The following is a 16694-nucleotide window of genomic DNA, read 5'->3' as shown; positions in this document are numbered from 1 at the left end:
AGGCATTTATCTTATAAGGAAACTGGCGCATAATGCCCGGTTTCCTCCTCACCGTAAGCCCCATGTCCTCAGAAACCAATACCATGCCCGCGTTCGCCGAATTCGGCCTTGCTGCCCCCGTGCTGCAAGCCGTCCTAGATCTCGGCTACGAAACACCTTCAGCCATTCAAGCTGAAACTATCCCTTATTTGCTGGAAGGCCGCGATGTCCTCGGACAAGCGCAAACCGGCACAGGCAAAACTGCCGCCTTCGCCCTACCCCTGCTCTCACGTCTGGACATGAGCAAGACCGGGCCACAAATTCTCGTCCTCGCCCCGACCCGCGAGCTGGCGATTCAAGTTGCCGAAGCGTTCCAAAAGTACGCAGGCAAGCTCCCTGGCTTCCACGTCATGCCGATTTACGGCGGACAAGATTACCGTACCCAATTCCGCCAACTGGAACGTGGCGTACAAGTCGTGGTCGGCACACCGGGTCGCGTCATGGATCACCTGCGCCGTGGCTCGCTCAAGCTCGATGGCTTGCAAGCACTGGTGCTGGATGAAGCCGATGAAATGCTGCGTATGGGTTTCGTCGATGACATCGAGTGGATCATGGAGCAAACCCCGCCAACGCGCCAAATTGCGCTGTTCTCGGCGACCATGCCACCTGCGATTCACCGCATTGCGCAAAGCTATTTGACTGACCCTGCCGAAGTCAAAATCAAGGTTAAAACCACCACCGCCGACACCATCCGTCAGCGTTACTGGATGGTCAGCGGCTTGCACAAGCTCGACGCACTGACCCGCATTCTGGAAGCCGAACCGTTTGAGGCCGTCATCCTGTTCGTGCGTACCAAAAACGAAACCGTGGAACTGGCTGACAAACTGCAAGCACGTGGTTACAACGCTATCGCCCTCAACGGTGACATTGCCCAAAACGTGCGTGAACGCACCATCGACCAGTTGAAGAAAGGCAAAATCGACATCCTCGTCGCCACCGACGTCGCCGCTCGCGGTCTGGATGTGGAACGCATCAGCCACGTCATCAACTACGACATCCCGACCGACACCGAATCCTACGTTCACCGTATCGGGCGAACCGGGCGTGCCGGGCGTAGCGGTGAAGCCATCCTGTTCGTTTCCCCGCGTGAACGTCATTTGCTGCGTAACATCGAACGCGCTACCCGCAAACCGATTGACCTGATGGAATTGCCGTCCACGGAAACCATCAACAACCTGCGGATTGCCCAGTTCAGCCAACGCATCACCGACACGCTGGCAGAAGAAGGTCTGGATTTCTTCTCGCAATTACTGGAAGGTTACGAGCGTGAACACGATGTTCCCGCCATCGAAATCGCCGCTGCTCTTGCCAAACTGCTGCAAGGCGACTCGCCTTTGTTGCTGGAAGAAAAGCGTAACCACCCGGCCTACAACCCCAATGCAGAACGCGAACGCGATCAGGATCGCTCTGGCAAGCGCAAATCCAATGCTGCCAACTCCGCTTTCAGCAGTGATGAAGACACCATTCCCATGGAACGCTTCCGCATTGCTGTCGGACGCACTCACGGCGTTAAACCGGGCAATATCGTCGGCGCAATTGCTAATGAAGCCGGTCTGGATAGCCGTTACATCGGTTACATCGAAATTCAGGACGATTGCAGTCTGGTAGACCTGCCCGCAGGAATGCCCAAAGACATCCTGCACGAGTTGCGTACTGCACGGGTTGCCGGGCAAATGCTCAATATCGAACCAGCCGGTGAAGCTGCTGCCGATTATTCCCCGAACCGGAGCAGTGGCGGCGGCGGTGGTGGCTCACGTGGTGGTCAACGCCGCGATGATCGTCGCCCCCCTCAGCGTCGTGATGGCCCGCCACCCAGCCGCCGCGATGGCCCACCGCCACGCCGTGATGGTGCGCCGCGCAGTGGTGAACGCCCTGACCGCCGCCCACGCAGCGAAAAGGAACGTGCCCCGTTTGCAGCCGGTGAAAAACCACGCTTTGCCGACGACAAGCCCAAGTTCGGCGGTGATAAACCACCCGCCCGCAAGCCCGCTATCAAAAAGGCGGCAGCACCGAACAAGGACAAAGGCAAGCCCAAGCGCCCTGCGCCCTAAGTAACGCTGATGAAACGCTGTGCCTTTCTCAGCATGGCAAGCTTGGAGCAATTCGTCTGCTACGATGAATTGCTCTACGCCCCGCTGCAACGCTACGGCTGGCAAACTGAAGTCGTCGACTGGCGCGATCACAGCATCGACTGGAACCAGTTCGATGCCGTGATTATTCGCTCCTGCTGGGATTACCAGCACGACCCAGAGCAGTTCCTCACCGTCCTTGACACCATCGAACATTCCACCGCCCGGCTGGAAAATCCACTGAACGTAGTACGCTGGAATCTAAGCAAAACCTATCTGCGTGAATTGGAAGCCAAAGGCATCCCGATTGTGCCAACGGCATGGCTACATGGGCTGGAACTGACAGCACTACCAACACTGTTTACACGCTGGCAAACCGATGAAATCATTATCAAACCTACTGTCAGCGCCAATGCTGATGACACTTTCCGCCTGACACCGACTGCCCTTGAGCAGCAATTCCCCCACCTGCAAACGCTGTTTCAGGAGCGTGATTGCATGGCGCAACCTTTCATCCCCGCCATCGTTACCGAGGGCGAATTTTCGCTGTTCTTTTTTGGGGAAGAATACAGCCACACGATTCTGAAAACCCCCAAGCCGGGCGATTTCCGGGTGCAGGAAGAACACGGCGGACACTTACAAAGCGTCGAGCCGGAAGCTGTATTACGGGAACTGAGCCGTGCTACGCTTGCCGCCATCCCCGCGCCGACGCTTTACGCTCGCGTCGACTGGGTACGCACTGAAAACGGTTTTGCGCTGATGGAGCTGGAACTGATTGAGCCGTCGCTGTATTTCAATAGAGATGCGACAGCCGCCGAACGCTTTGCGCGGGTATTGAACAGTCGCTTTAGAAATTAGTCTCGAAACTGATGCCCACGGCACTACTGGCAGGCTGATCATATAACAGAATTTCCTTATCCTGAGACCGCCCGTATTGGTAATTCATTTGCAGCTTATTATTACCCATTTTTTTGCTTAGACCCAACTCGATGCTTTTATTCACCTGCGTCCGGGTACCGTCACCATACAACTTGGTATCAAATGGTTTAGTATCAAGCTTATAAGCCATGTGCACCCCTACACTCGGTTGTAAATCAGTCAATATTGGCTTACCTATCCACTGCCCCGACACCCTCACCTCATGTCTATCACTCCCAGGACGATCTTCCAAAGCATGATCTACTGCCAACCCACCACTTACGCCAAGCTCCCCCCCCCGATTCAACGCTTTACGATGTTCCAATACAACATTCGCTACCAGGGACTTATACAGCTTCTGTTCGGGGTAATTGACGTATTCCATCCCGACATTTACCCCTGTCTTATGCTGCTCACTAGCTGATAGTGGTTGGTAATAGAATCCCCCAAGCCGCTGTTCCATCCCGCCAGCATCACCGCGAACTATATTCAGATAGGCTCCCGTTTCTTTACCACGCTCCAAAACCTTTTGCCCACTAACAGCTAAAGTGGTGGTACTAAAATCAGGTTCATCTGTATATTCTTGTCGCGCAGCGCTCAACGTTAGCACCTGATCCCCCCCCTCACGAGCAATTCGGTACGTCCCCTCCACACGCGCGAACGGCGAAGATAACGGCTGATTACGTTTATCCAATTGCCCTTCTACCACCAAACCATTGAAGGGATTGGTGACCGTGATTCGCTCATGGCGGCTGCCCTGATTCACATTATCCACATAGCCAGCCGACACCTGTAGATGGGAGGTTTTAGTCGTGGTTGGCAAGCTGTCTGGTATCGCCACCTCATGACCGGCCGATGGGTTACGACGATTGCTTAACGTAGGGTTTCTGCCCGGCTGACAAACACCCGCTTGAAACAAACCCAATAACTGATTGAGAAAAACTTGCTGTGCCTGTAAAGCAGGTTGCTCGGCTAATGCACGAATTCTTTGGCTAAGACTCGTTAAACGCGGCGTATCGCCTTGTAAACAAGCCGTCTCGGCCTGTTTAAGCAAATTCTCGATATTGATTTCTGGAGGAGCTGCAACGGCTATCTGTGCTCCCAACGTCAAATAAACAAGAGAACCACACAAGCCTACGACACTTTTGTTAGGATTTAGCCCCATCAGCATCCTGTTCACTCCGGTTATTGTGGATCAAGGTATACACCCCCACGGCTTCTTTTCGCCCTTTTAAGGCAATATCACCCTTGCTAATCAGTGGCCAGCTTTTCGCTAACAACTCAACGGTTTGTTTACTGACCACCAAATGTTCATGCAGTTCCCGAGCCAGTGACTGTAATCGTGCAGTCACGTTGACTGCATCACCAATAGCCGTATACGCATGACGGAAACGGGTTCCCAGATCGCCCACTACCACATCACCAGTATGTACACCGATACGCACGGTAATCGGTTCCCCTTCTAGCAGGCTGCTTCCCTCATGATTGAATTGCTCAATCGCAGCCATCATATCTAACGCAGCAGCAATTCCCCGATCAGCATGGTCAGGCTGTGAAAAGGGTGCATTCCAGAACACCATTACCGCATCTCCCATGTATTTATCGACCGTCCCCTCATGTTGGTGCGCCACCGCCGTAAGGCGTTCCAATAATTGCTGGGTTAACTCAGCCAATATTTCCGGTGAGGTACGCTCGGCTCGTTGCGTAAAATTCGCAATATCAGCAAACAACAAAGTCAAACAGCGTTTACTGGGTAACATTAAATCGCTGCGATTGTCATTGACGATGTGTTCCACCAATTGTTCGGGCAGATAATCCTGAAACAATTTACGTAAGCGCCCTGTAGCACGTTGTGCCAACCACCATTCTAAGGGCACCTGAATCGCCAAAAAGGCCAGGAATAGCACCGCAGGATGCATAGGAACAAACCAATTCTTCTCCAGCCAGCCCAAGAAGCCCAAGCATAACCAACCAACGGCCAGTAATAATGGCGTAAAAATCACGATCCCAACACTAGCCCCAGAAATCAACAAGGCATACAACCCGGCCAAACCACAGAAACCGATAATCCATGACCAGGTGTCGAGCGAAAATGCTGGCGCATTATCCTGTTCACCCAATAACCACTCCAGCAATTGCAAATGCACGGTCACACCTGCCACACTGGCTTCCAGCGGTGTTGCATGTTGATCACCCAAGCCGGGCGCAGTACCCGCCAGCAACACGATACCGTTTTGCAGTTTATCAGCCATATCCGGTGAGATTCTCCGCTGAAAAATATCGCTGGCGAAAATAGCATCAATATTACTGGTCTTAATTTGATAAGGCACACGTAACAAACCCGACTCATCCACCACCAACTTTGCGGAACTACCCTCACCCATCAGGTTTCGCACCTCCAATTGCCAGCCATTAGCCTGCGGAGTCACGGAAAAGTCATACTTCCCCCCTGACTGACAACGCAACATCTCCAAAGCCAGCATCGGGTAAAAACTCCCCAAATGTATAATCAAAGGGGGTACTTTGGTAATCAAACCATTTGCTGCGTCTTTGATAGGCGTTACGTGCCCCACACAAGGTGCTGTCGCTAATTGTGGTGTCAGGCCGACATAACCGTTTGCATGAGGAAATAAATGAGTAGCTTGTGGTTCGTCTATCAGCAAACCACCACTTAACTGCCCTGTCGAAAATGCCTGATCCGGTGGATTCAAGTCAAAAATTTGAGCAAAGACTAAATGGTGCTGCTGTGCTAGCGCCAATAAAGCATCATTACCCTCCGAATCACGCACATAGGGCATGAACATATCCATCCCCACGACATTGACGTGATACTCTTCAAATAGAATTTTCAACAAATCGGCATAACGTTGCCTAGGCCATGGCCAATCCTCGCCATACATTTCACGAACCACGTTGATACTAGGGCCATCAATCTGCACCACAAATGCCAGCGGCTTACGGTCTTGTAGTTTAACCCCCCAATGCTCATACCCATTCCATACGCGCGTCTGCCAACCGCTATACATTTGCCCTGGGTCACGTTGTTGCACCCACAGTAAAACGGCTGCTATGCCTATCAGCAATAGCAGCCGTCCACCTTTACGCCTGAATATTCGTAATTCTTTCAGAAAGCGCTCAATTCCCAATAGGTGCACCTACCGTTCCACTCCAATTTAAACCACCCTCTGCATCTAATTGCGGGGCAATCTGAAGAGTAAAGTTATAGGCTGCCCCGACTGAATCACCCAATGTCCCCACCGCACCTGTTATGGTGGTTTGCGGATTAGAGCGATCATCCGCCAATAAACCATTAGCAGCTGAATATGTACCCGTTGCTGTTACATTGACCGGCGCACTATTGAGTGAAGAATCCAGTGTGAAGCCTGTGCTAAAACTACTCTTACTCGTGTTAATGTTCAGATTCGCATTACTGATGGTTGCAGCAGCTTTTGCACCTGTAGCGGTATTGCGCACATTTGCCTCATAACTACCCAATGTCAGCGATAGATCACGCTGTTCAGGTAAGGTGGCAGTCGCATTTTTCAAACGTTCGATAGTGCGATCACCGGCAACACTTCCCACAACCACTTGCTCATACTGGCTATTAACCTGATCACTCAGCGTTGTTGAACCACTCACAATAGCAGTGGGATCATAGTCTCCCCAGCGAACAATGGGCAAAGCAGTACTACTGGCAGCGGGTGCGGCTGGCGTAACTGGCGTAACTGGCGTAACTGGCGTAACAGTTGGTAGAGTAACAACTGGGATAACACCTCCACTCTCTGTTACAACCGTTGTCGTGCTTTTATTCGACTCCAGCAAAGTAGAGCTAACACCACCCAGTGATGAACCCACTGCGGTAGTTGTTAATGAGCCTGTCTGCGTACCACCAATCAGCGTATTACCTGTAACCGAAGAGTTCAGAACAGCACCACTAGTGCTTCCCAACGAAGCGGAGGTTGTTCCCGTACTAGAAGCGGAGGTTGTTCCGGTACTGGTTGTCGTGGCTGGCATCGTAAACGATGTTGGCTGGTTACTCTCTAAATTAGCCGTAGCAGTGGCCGACGCCGTAGACGCCACTACGGTCGCTTGAGTACCAGTGGTCACTGGAGTGGTCGCACTCACCGTAGACGTCGTTGTCACAGGTGTTGTCACTTTAGTCGCTGATTCAGTAGTAGAAACGGCAACACTTGCCGGTATAGTCGTTTGCGTTTGTACAGTACTACTGGACGACGTACTGGAGGCCACTGAATTAGTCGTGGTCGGTGTAGTCGTCGTCTTTTGCGTGCTATCCAGCGCCATTAATGCATCACGCTCATCAACCAATTGAGCTGATGATGATTCATTAGTGCTCGTGGTACTACTGGTTGATGCCTTATCCGTCGTGGTTGTAGCACTCTGATCTTTTGTAACAGCATCCGTCTTCGTTATTGTTTTGTCATCTGAGTTACTTGAGGTAGCTGCGTTACTTGAGGTAGCTGCATTAGTAGTCTCTTGTTTCTCCGTTTTTGAATTTGTTTTATCTGTTTTATCTGTTTTACTAGACTCTTCAGCAGGTGCCGGTGTCGGCTGCGCCTGACTGGTGGTCACGGAAGACTGCGATGCAGGCATCAAGATTGGCTTCGGCTGATCCTCTAATACGACCAAAGCCAAGCCACGCTGGTTTTCTGACAGTAGTTGCCCACCAGCACACGCCCCCAGCCCCGAAGAGGAACAAGCCCCCCCCAGCTTAGCCATGGAAATAGTTCCTGAAATAACCGTTACCCGTGTTTCACCATCGCGTACTTGTACGGTGTATTCTGTACCCAATACCGCAATCGCTGCTAAAGGCGAATTTAAACGATAACGCGTAGGGGCATAATGACCACCTGCACCCGTTTTAGTCGTAATTGTTCCTTCAATAAACTCCTTACGAATTTCACTTTCTTCTGGTTTGTTTTTATCATAAGAATATTTAATAAAAATAAGCGTGCTATTTGCAGGTAGTTTTTCTGTTTCACCGTCAATCATAAGCAAATTCAATTTGCTTCGATCTTTAACTGATACTGTACTGCCCTCAGTAATCTCTGTTTGCGGCGTCATAGGCACAACCGTGCCATCGGCGGATGTCAATTCAGCCTGCCCCAGCAAATAAGTAACCTTACCAATCACATGATGAGGCGACTCTATGCTTGTTGCCTCAAGCGTGGCATTAGTTTTAGCCTCATCCGCCCACACACTAGCTATCGGCAACATTAGCACACTAACTAAAGCCAAAATCTTAAAGAATGACGTTGTATATTTCATACCGACTGCCTATGAATTTTCCGAATGCGCCCTGAGAAGTACTTAATCTAGATTAACCTTATCATCCCTATAAGCAATTGCACACCAGAATATTTAAATGACCCGCATGTAAATCTATTTAATGGGGAGTAAATAGCGCCATTGGGTTTCTGCCATAATGTAACGTATCCCTGAGACAATATTAGCCAGCACCAGTTCCCCATTATTTGACAATAAATCCAACACTACCTGAGAACCATCATCTAGGGTCAAAATAACCTTCCCTTTACTGACTTCCCCCTCATACGCCTCAACCCGAAGCGCATCTGCCGACTGCCAGCTCTGGATCACACCTGCTGCCTTAGCATTAAAACCATCCGGTAACGATACCGCTTTCACACTACGGCCTTCGGGTATCAGCTTATTGGCAAGCAACGCTGTTGCCTCCCCTGTCAACAAACCAAACACCGCTTCTGACACCAGTTGAATCTTGCCTGCGTGGAGCAAGTAACGCGTCCGAGACAGCGAGTTCTCAGCACCAAACAGCAACGTTTGGTCATTGAACTTCACACTGACAGCACCGGGTTCTAAACCGTACTGCTTTAAATCCTTGCCTGCTGCGTCATAGCTGGCCGCCACCGTCTCATCCAACAACGTGAACAATTGGCTGATACGCACAGGATTGGTAGCACCCTGCTTGGGTTCCAACATTCGCCAAAGCTCACCCGTGCGTTCTAACCGAATCATATCGGGCTTGGCACTACCCGGCTCACGCACGATTTCCACACGGGTAATATCTGCCCGCGTCAACGTCAGCAACGTTTCTGGCATTTTCTGTGGCTGGTTGGATTGCCACCATACCAACGCCCCCAGCCCCCCAACCAGCAGCAATAAAGCAAGATTAAGCCATAAGCGCCGTGTGTGTGTGGTATTACTCATCTCAACGCCTCCGCCTGCGCCACCAAATCCATGCACCAGCCAGCAATAAGCCGATCGGCAATACGAACAGAAAAAACGTCCCCAGCACAAAGCCACCCGTCTCACTCAAATCCAGCTTAGTATCAGGGGCGCGGATCACCGGCACTTCCAACAAGTTGTCATCCGCACTCAACCAATTGAAGGTATTGGTTGCAAGATCGAGGTTTGCCCCAATCCCAATAAAGCTATTGAGCATGAAATCACTATCCCCGATCACCACCACGCGTTGGCTCTTCTTAGCCGAAGCCAACTCACGAGTCAGCGTCACCCCGATCGGGATTGGCCCCTCCTCATCGCCGCTACCCTCATCAAATTTAACCGCACCTTCCAGTACTCCACTGCTTTCCAGCCAACTCCCCGCCAAGGTATTGAGGAACTCATCGGCCTGCCAATTCAAAGCCCCATCCTGATCCCCAGCAGTAGGCGAACGGGCAACCATCGTGGCAAACGGAAAAATGGTCTGTTTACCCGCCATTTTTTGCACAATCTCAGCTTTACCGTAATCCACCACGGGCACAACGGCCGGATGGTTAATTCCCAGCAAAGCTTGTAACTGCTCATTAGCATCAATCACCGTGCCATCGTAAATTTGCAGGCCAAGCAACTCCTCCAGCGGCTGTAAACCATGTAAACCACCCGGGTCCTGCAACCACAACAAATTACCACCTTGTTCTAGGTACTTTTTCAGAACCGCCACTTCACCGGGCAGAAAATCTTGCTGGGGCGCGGCAATCACCACGAAACTGGCATTTTGCGGCAGCATCTGAGTACGCACCAGATTATGCGGCTGGATCAGGAAACCGTTGCGTTGCAGGTTAGCCACCAGTTGCGACATGCCGCTGGACTGGTCGAGCAAGGGCTGACGTTCACCATGCCCCTCCAGAAACACCACCAGACGCTCCCCACCCCGGCTCATGCGCTGGATCGCACTGCCGATCGTGGCTTCACTGGCGGAATCCATCACCTCGCTACGCCCCCCAAAGTGAATCGCCAGCTGACCGGCATGATCAATACCATCCTGTTTTGCCCGCGTGGGATCAAGGTCAGGGTTAACGAATTCCAACGTAATATCCGGCCTGACCCGCTGGTACTTACCCAGTAATTGCTTAAGCTGCTCCTGCAACGTCGGGTTATCAGGAATATAAGCAACAAATTTTACGGGTTGATCCAGCGTTTTCAGCAATGTCTGAGTCGGTACTGACAAGCTATTACGACCATCATACGTCCAGTCCGCTGCTATCTTGAACTCACGTCCCAAGAACCCTAATAATCCGAGGATTACCACAAATAGTAGGTAAAAAATCACGTTTTGCACCCACACCAAACGGTGGGCATGTTTACTCATTTTCATGCAAATTTACCCTTGTAGCCTGTCATTATCGAGTTTTCGGATCGTCAATACCAAGAAGCCACCAATAAACAGCACGTAATAAATCAGATCACTGCTATCAAACATGCCGCCCACAAACGACAGGAAATGCCCAAAGGCTGACAAATAGACAAACAACTCACTCGATGCGCCCTGTGAATGCCCCGACTGATAAAACACTTCCAACAACAGTAAAAAACCAAAGGTTGTCACCGCCGCAATCACGGGCTGCCGCGTCAATGCCGACAGGAATAAGCCTGCCGCTGCAAACGCTGCCAACAACAACGTCAAACCCAACGCCGCTGCCGCCAATTGCCCCCAATCAAGCTGAGTCGACAAACTCAATGACACCGGCATCAACGCCAGCAACCCCACAAACAACAAAACAAACAACAACAGGCTGACGTACTTCCCTAACACAATCTGCGTATTGGAAAGCGGTGAAGAAGTCAGCAAGGTCAAGGTCTGATTCATGCGTTCTTCCGCAAACAAACGCATAGTAATCAGCGGCATCACCACCAACATAATGGAAGCGGCAGTGGAAAACAGGAAAGGAATTAACGCCTCGCTAATCCCTGCGATATCCTCAGTACCCACCGCAATCGCTTGCGTTTGTACGGTATATTCATTCAAGCCCAACAAAAACATCCATGCGAGGATGAACTGCACCACCGCCAGAATGCTCCACGCCAACGGTGACAAGAACATACGCCGAAACTCGGTACTGGCAATTGCCCAAATCGCCTTCATGCAGCCACCTCCTTGACATGTTCTTCAGCAACATCCGCTTCGCGGAAAATCAGGTCGAAAAACACTTTTTCCAGCGACTCCACGCCTTCAAGCGTATCGTTGAATACGGTTTTACCACGATTGAGGATTTGCACCCGGTCACACACCGCTTGTACTTCCGGTAGGATATGGGTGGAAAGGATAATGCCGTGCTCCTTGCCCAACTCACGAATCAAGCTGCGGATTTCACGGATCTGGATAGGGTCAAGCCCCACGGTGGGTTCATCAAGGATAACGACGGCAGGATTATGAAGAATGGCTTGCGCAATCCCAACCCGCTGACGGTAGCCTTTGGAAAGGTTGCCGATCAGACGCTTACTTACCTCCTGCAACCCACAGCGTTCGCTGGCACGTTCGAGCGCCTCTTTACGCTCGGTTACTGGCACATTACGTAAACGGGCGCAGTAATGCAGGTATTCCCCTACGGTCAAATCGCGATAGACCGGTGGTTGTTCCGGTAGATAACCAATTTGCTGCTTGGCTTTGCGTGGCTCATCCAGCAGGTCAATGCCGTTTATCTGAATTTCACCTACGCTTGGGGATAAATTTCCGGTCAACATCTGCATGGTGGTGGACTTTCCAGCACCATTTGGCCCCAACAAGCCCAGCACTTCGCCCTTGTGTAAAACAACATCCACATTATTTACTGCGCAATGGTCACTATAGTAGCGTGACAACCCTATTGCACTAATGAGCCTATCTTGATGATTTATCATGTAACTTGCCCTTGCCGGTTCAGTATTCATTAATAATTATGAATTTGTGATAAAAATATTCTATATTTATAAGGGTTGAACTTAAGAGTATATCGAATAGACTGAATATATTGTAATGCCGCGTAACGTGTAGATGCTTTTTCAGATTAGGGGATTTGGCTAGCAGAGCGTCAGCGGCTATCTTAGTTGGGCTTACTAAAGGTAGTACATCATGAGTGTCGAAACTGACAGAAACTGGTTCTTGTTGACCAGCAAACCGCATAAAGATGAAGTCGCGGAATTTCAACTCCGCAATCAAGGCTACGACGTTTACCGTCCTCTCGCCAAACGCTTACGCACGCAACGCGGCAAAGTTATTACTAAAATCGAATCACTGTTCCCACGCTATATGTTTATTCATCTGGATGATGGCGTGAATGACAATTGGGCACCAATCCGCTCCACCACTGGCATCAGCAGTTTTGTGCGCTTTGGCACAGAAGCTGCTCGCGTTCCCGAAGCCTTGATTATCGCACTGCAACAGCAGGAAGCCATGCTAGGCGAACGCGCTATTGACCTTGACCGCTACCATACCGGTGACAAGGTCGTGATTACGGAAGGGCCTTTCAGGGGTTTGGAGGCTATTTTCGAGAAATACGACGGTGAAGAACGCGTCATCGTATTGCTGGAAATTCTCTATAAGCAGACCAAGCTAGCGCTTTCTCCGGCACAACTTTACGCCGCCTAGCGTTAATGGTTTAGCAACCGACCACCGTCCACCGGGATCACTTGCCCGGTGATGTAGTCGGCATCCCGCACCAAAAACAGAATGGTTTTGGCAATATCGGTGGGATTACCTTCACGTTGCAAGGCAGTTTTGGCTAGGATTTCGGCGTGCATCGCGTGATTTTCTACCATTTCAGGCCAGAGAATCGCGCCGGGTGCAACACCGTTAACACGCACTGTTGGCTCTAGATCCCGCGCTAACACTTGAGTCAGCATCAGTAAACCTGCTTTCGCCACGCAATAAGCCGCGTAATTTTTCAAGGGACGCAAACCGTGAATATCCACCATATTGATGATGCAACCGTGATTAGCCTGTAAATGCGGTGCAGCAGCTTGCGCCATGAACAATGGCGCTTTCAGGTTAGTGCCGATCAGGTCATCGAATTGCTGTTCGGTCACACTTGCCAACGGCGTAGGGTAAAAGGATGAAGCGTTGTTTACTAAAATATCCAGCCGCCCGGCTTGCGCTACCGTGTCGGCAATCAGTGCCGGAATCGTCGCCATGTCCAGCAAATCACCCTTTACCAGAAAACAGGAATCCTCACGCTGCTGGTTCAATACTGCCTGTAAGTGTTCAGCATCCTCAGAGGAATTGCGGTAGTGGATTACCACCGTTGCACCTGCTGCGTGTAACGTGCGAGCTGTTTCTGCGCCAATGCGCCGGGCAGCACCTGTGATCAATGCTACCTTACCTTCCAATGTCGCCATGCCATACCTTCTGTTAAGCTTTATATTTTTCATTATCATAACCCGACATGCGCTTTACTGACACATTACCCACACCTTCTGCTGAGGCTTTGGCACATAGCGCCCAGCTTGCCGAACGCATTCGTATTGCAATAACCGCCAATGGCGGCAGCATCCCCTTCCGGGAATTTATGCGCATGGCCTTGTACGAACCGGGCTTAGGCTATTACGTCGCGGGTTCGCGCAAAATCGGCAAGGATGGCGACTTTATTACTGCCCCCGAAATTTCCCCGCTGTTTTCGCAATGCCTCGCCAACCAGTGTGCGCAAGTACTGACGGAACTCGGCGGCGGCGACGTGCTGGAACTGGGCGCAGGCAGCGGCATCATGGCGGCAGATATGCTGGCACGGTTAGAAGCCCTCCATTGTCTGCCCGAACGTTACCTAATACTTGATCTCAGCCCGGAACTGCGCGACCGCCAACGCCAGACTTTGCAACGGCATGTACCGCATTTACTGGCACGAGTGGAATGGTTGGAGCGTTTGCCAGAAACACCCCTGCGCGGCGTGATCGTCGGCAATGAAGTGCTGGATGCCATGCCGGTGGAATTATTCACCTTGGTCGATGGAGACAGGGTGATTCGGCAGGTGGAAATACAAGGGGATGGTTTTGATTTAGTCCCCGTAGAAGGTCATTACACCTCCGAATTCAACCCCAATCTTCCCGGTTGGATGCGAAGCATGGCAGATTCGCTAGCAGCGGGCGTTTTGCTACTGATCGACTATGGTTACGAACAGGCGGATTATTATCGCCCCGACCGCACACAAGGCACACTGATTTGCCACTACCAGCACCGCGTGCATGACAATCCGCTGATTTACCCCGGCCTGCAAGATATTACCGCGAGCGTGGATTTTACGGCGGTTGCCCATGCCGGGCTGGATGTGGGCTTCACGCTCGGCGGTTACACCACGCAAGCTGCTTTTCTTGCGAGTAATGCACTCGAAACATTGTTCATCGACGCCTTACAGACAAATCCTGCTGATCAATATAAACTTGCCCAGCAGATACGCACCTTGAGCCTTCCCAGCGAAATGGGGGAACGTTTCAAGGTGATAGGGCTTAATAAGGGGGTTGCCTTTACATGGCAGGGCTTTGCGCTTGCTAGTCAGCAGCACCGTCTATAATTTATCTAGCAAATACAAACAAAAGGACATTTATGGATTTTCTATTACTTCTCAAAGCAGCCATCATGGGATTGGTGGAGGGCGCGACTGAGTTTCTGCCCATTTCCAGCACTGGCCACTTGATTCTGGCGGGCGACTTGCTCAATTTTATGGATCACGACAAGCGCGGCGTATTTGAGATTGCTATCCAGTTAGGTGCTATTTTGGCTATCGTATGGGAATACCGTACCCGTTTTGTCAGCACCTTCGCGGGCATGGGGCGCGATCCGATTGCCAATCGCCTGATCATTAATCTTGCCATTGCCTTCTTGCCACTGGCTATTCTTGGTCTGATGTTTGGCGATATTATAAAAGCCTACCTGTTCAAACCTGTACCGGTAGCGATTGCCTTTATCGTGGGGGCTTTCATCATATTATGGGCGGAAAAACGCCAGCACAATGTAACCATTCAAACCGTCGATGATATCCGTCCCATCGATGCGTTGAAGCTAGGTTTCGCACAAGCAGTGGCGCTGATTCCAGGCATGTCACGTTCTGGCTCTACCATTATCGGCGGCTTGTTCTTTGGACTATCACGTAAGGCTGCGGCAGAGTTTTCCTTCTTCCTCGCCGTGCCAACACTGGGGATTGCCTCCGTATACTCCATGTACAAGGAACGCGCCTTGCTGAGCATGGATGATATGGGCGCATGGGCGATGGGCTTCGTGTTTGCCTTCATCAGTGCCATGATTGCGGTACGGGCGTTAATCCGCTACGTAAGCAACCATGACTTCACCATTTTTGCATGGTATCGGATTGCGTTCGGGGTCATTGTACTGATTACTGCGTATACCGGTCTGGTTGAGTGGACTGTGCACTAAGTGCGTGGTGAGGGGCTGGCGGTGGTTAACCATGTCAGCCCCTTACGCCAAGCCTTACCCAAGGGTATCTCCAAATAACGGTAAGTGAAGTGCGAATACACCAACACCGTGACGAACGTTAACCCCAAGATCACTGGCTTATCCCAACCATATTGTTTAGCAAAGTAACGAAAGATCATGAGGACGACCAAATGATTGAGGTATACCGAATAGGAAATCTCTCCCAGATAGGCCAGCTTGCGTAACCCGCGTGACAACCAACCCTGTTCACAGGCAAAAATGGCCACCATCAGCAGCGCCAGATACGGCACAAAGACATCCATTCCCATTGATGAGCCTGTACGACTCACGATAATCCCCATAACAGCCAGCACACAAAGCATTTCTAGCCATATTGCATAACGCGCCACCCGCCAATCATCTTGATAGAACAGATAAACCCGATACGACAAAATCCCCAACAAGAACGATGACATTCCTCGCAACAGTCCAGAATTCACAATACCGAAATAGTTTTCCGACTGTGTATTCAACTGCCCATGCTGCATGAACAACACCAAAATCCCAAAGGTTCCCAATAAAAACAGCGTGCCACTACGGGTCTGGCGCGTGATCAAAAAGATGAACAGGATATTGACAAAAAACTCCACCGACACTGACCAAGCCGGGTAATTCCACGTTAACCCCTGCGGGCTCAGGCCAATGTTATGCGTCAACGTTAACTGCTGAATAAAGGTGAATAATGCCCCATCCCGGAAGCTCGGCATTTTCCAGTAAATCAACCAATGCACCAGCACGAACACCAACAAGGTATAAAGATGCAGCGGGTATAAACGCGCAAGCCGATGGTTAATAAACTCCCGGGGCGTCACGGGCTTACCAGCATACCAATAGCGATGCACCAAGATAAAACCACTCAGCACCAAAAAGAAATCTACCGCGAGATAGCCCAAGCCCCCATAGATATGAAAATACACCACCCATAACGCCGCCAAACCACGCAAAGCATCAAGGGCTAAAAACCGTTGCCCTTTCACTGAAACCTGTTCCAC

The 16694-nt window shown here is 50.9% G+C and carries 14 protein-coding genes; 5 read left to right on the top strand and 9 right to left on the bottom strand.

Translation table 11 applies throughout. From position 1 onward, the window contains the following. The first annotated feature begins 62 nt into the window (after positions 1-62). Together Q394_RS0118000 and Q394_RS0117995 are read left to right on the top strand one after the other, a co-directional pair. Entirely contained in the window at positions 63-2090 is a 2028-nt protein-coding gene (locus Q394_RS0118000) for a DEAD/DEAH box helicase (protein WP_028490473.1), read from the top strand. 9 nt (positions 2091-2099) lie between these two features. After that, positions 2100-2966 carry an ATP-grasp domain-containing protein gene (locus Q394_RS0117995; RefSeq protein ID WP_028490472.1) on the top strand — a complete coding sequence of 289 codons (867 nt, stop codon included), beginning with the start codon at positions 2100-2102 and terminating at the stop codon, positions 2964-2966. Here Q394_RS0117995 and Q394_RS0117990 read toward each other — a convergent pair. The 7 genes from Q394_RS0117990 to Q394_RS0117960 form a co-directional block, all read right to left on the bottom strand. Beyond that, on the bottom strand, positions 2956-4197 hold the full coding sequence (locus Q394_RS0117990) for a hypothetical protein (RefSeq protein WP_028490471.1): 1242 nt from the start codon (positions 4195-4197) through the stop codon (positions 2956-2958). The two genes, Q394_RS0117995 and Q394_RS0117990, sit on opposite strands and share 11 nt — an antisense overlap. Then, complete coding sequence (locus Q394_RS0117985; RefSeq protein ID WP_028490470.1) at positions 4175-6181, bottom strand: adenylate/guanylate cyclase domain-containing protein; 2007 nt, start codon at positions 6179-6181, stop codon at positions 4175-4177. Before Q394_RS0117985 ends, Q394_RS0117990 begins: the two co-directional genes overlap by 23 nt. Then, positions 6162-8312: a FecR family protein gene (locus Q394_RS0117980; protein WP_084260528.1), complete on the bottom strand. Its 2151-nt coding sequence runs from the start codon at positions 8310-8312 to the stop codon at positions 6162-6164. Before Q394_RS0117980 ends, Q394_RS0117985 begins: the two co-directional genes overlap by 20 nt. A gap of 114 nt (positions 8313-8426) precedes the next feature. Further along, positions 8427-9230 (bottom strand): DUF4340 domain-containing protein, encoded by an 804-nt coding sequence (locus tag Q394_RS0117975; RefSeq protein ID WP_028490468.1) that lies wholly within the window; start codon positions 9228-9230, stop codon positions 8427-8429. Between the two features lies 1 nt (position 9231). Continuing rightward, positions 9232-10620, bottom strand: a complete 1389-nt coding sequence (locus Q394_RS0117970; protein WP_028490467.1) for a GldG family protein — start codon at positions 10618-10620, stop codon at positions 9232-9234. A gap of 6 nt (positions 10621-10626) precedes the next feature. Further along, a complete protein-coding gene (locus Q394_RS0117965; protein ID WP_028490466.1) occupies positions 10627-11388 on the bottom strand; it encodes an ABC transporter permease in 762 nt (253 codons plus the stop codon). Then, the gene (locus tag Q394_RS0117960) at positions 11385-12065 is read right to left on the bottom strand and encodes an ABC transporter ATP-binding protein (RefSeq protein WP_308396429.1); all 681 of its coding nucleotides are present in this window, start codon (positions 12063-12065) and stop codon (positions 11385-11387) included. The genes Q394_RS0117965 and Q394_RS0117960 overlap by 4 nt, the downstream gene beginning before the upstream one ends. A gap of 289 nt (positions 12066-12354) precedes the next feature. Here Q394_RS0117960 and rfaH point away from each other — a divergent pair, with 289 nt between their 5' ends. Beyond that, complete coding sequence (gene rfaH / locus Q394_RS0117955) at positions 12355-12870, top strand: transcription/translation regulatory transformer protein RfaH (protein ID WP_028490464.1); 516 nt, start codon at positions 12355-12357, stop codon at positions 12868-12870. 2 nt (positions 12871-12872) lie between these two features. On the opposite strand, the gene Q394_RS0117950 is transcribed toward rfaH, so the two are convergent. Continuing rightward, positions 12873-13616: a pteridine reductase gene (locus tag Q394_RS0117950; protein ID WP_028490463.1), complete on the bottom strand. Its 744-nt coding sequence runs from the start codon at positions 13614-13616 to the stop codon at positions 12873-12875. 47 nt (positions 13617-13663) lie between these two features. On the opposite strand from Q394_RS0117950, the gene Q394_RS0117945 reads away from it, so the two are divergent. Beyond that, entirely contained in the window at positions 13664-14782 is a 1119-nt protein-coding gene (locus tag Q394_RS0117945; protein ID WP_028490462.1) for a class I SAM-dependent methyltransferase, read from the top strand. Between the two features lie 32 nt (positions 14783-14814). After that, positions 14815-15642 (top strand): undecaprenyl-diphosphate phosphatase, encoded by an 828-nt coding sequence (locus tag Q394_RS0117940; RefSeq protein WP_028490461.1) that lies wholly within the window; start codon positions 14815-14817, stop codon positions 15640-15642. Here Q394_RS0117940 and Q394_RS0117935 read toward each other — a convergent pair. Continuing rightward, the gene (locus Q394_RS0117935; protein WP_028490460.1) at positions 15639-16694 is read right to left on the bottom strand and encodes an acyltransferase family protein; all 1056 of its coding nucleotides are present in this window, start codon (positions 16692-16694) and stop codon (positions 15639-15641) included. The two genes, Q394_RS0117940 and Q394_RS0117935, sit on opposite strands and share 4 nt — an antisense overlap.

The organism is Thiothrix lacustris DSM 21227 (assembly GCF_000621325.1).
GTDB lineage: Bacteria > Pseudomonadota > Gammaproteobacteria > Thiotrichales > Thiotrichaceae > Thiothrix > Thiothrix lacustris.
The sequence above is the reverse complement of the archived record's forward strand: the minus strand, read 5'-3'. Positions and strand labels throughout refer to the sequence as shown.

Excerpts from the sequence above, each read along its gene's own strand:
- Q394_RS0117970 (WP_028490467.1), bottom strand. The coding sequence starts at position 10,620 with ATGAAAATGAGTAAACATGCCCACCGTTTGGTGTGGGTGCAAAACGTG.
- Q394_RS0117965 (WP_028490466.1), bottom strand. The coding sequence starts at position 11,388 with ATGAAGGCGATTTGGGCAATTGCCAGTACCGAGTTTCGGCGTATGTTC.
- Q394_RS0117940 (WP_028490461.1), top strand. The coding sequence starts at position 14,815 with ATGGATTTTCTATTACTTCTCAAAGCAGCCATCATGGGATTGGTGGAG.
- Q394_RS0117980 (WP_084260528.1), bottom strand. The coding sequence starts at position 8,312 with ATGAAATATACAACGTCATTCTTTAAGATTTTGGCTTTAGTTAGTGTG.
- Q394_RS0117975 (WP_028490468.1), bottom strand. The coding sequence starts at position 9,230 with ATGAGTAATACCACACACACACGGCGCTTATGGCTTAATCTTGCTTTA.
- Q394_RS0117950 (WP_028490463.1), bottom strand. The coding sequence starts at position 13,616 with ATGGCGACATTGGAAGGTAAGGTAGCATTGATCACAGGTGCTGCCCGG.
- Q394_RS0118000 (WP_028490473.1), top strand. The coding sequence starts at position 63 with ATGTCCTCAGAAACCAATACCATGCCCGCGTTCGCCGAATTCGGCCTT.
- Q394_RS0117995 (WP_028490472.1), top strand. The coding sequence starts at position 2,100 with ATGAAACGCTGTGCCTTTCTCAGCATGGCAAGCTTGGAGCAATTCGTC.
- rfaH (WP_028490464.1), top strand. The coding sequence starts at position 12,355 with ATGAGTGTCGAAACTGACAGAAACTGGTTCTTGTTGACCAGCAAACCG.
- Q394_RS0117990 (WP_028490471.1), bottom strand. The coding sequence starts at position 4,197 with ATGCTGATGGGGCTAAATCCTAACAAAAGTGTCGTAGGCTTGTGTGGT.
- Q394_RS0117945 (WP_028490462.1), top strand. The coding sequence starts at position 13,664 with ATGCGCTTTACTGACACATTACCCACACCTTCTGCTGAGGCTTTGGCA.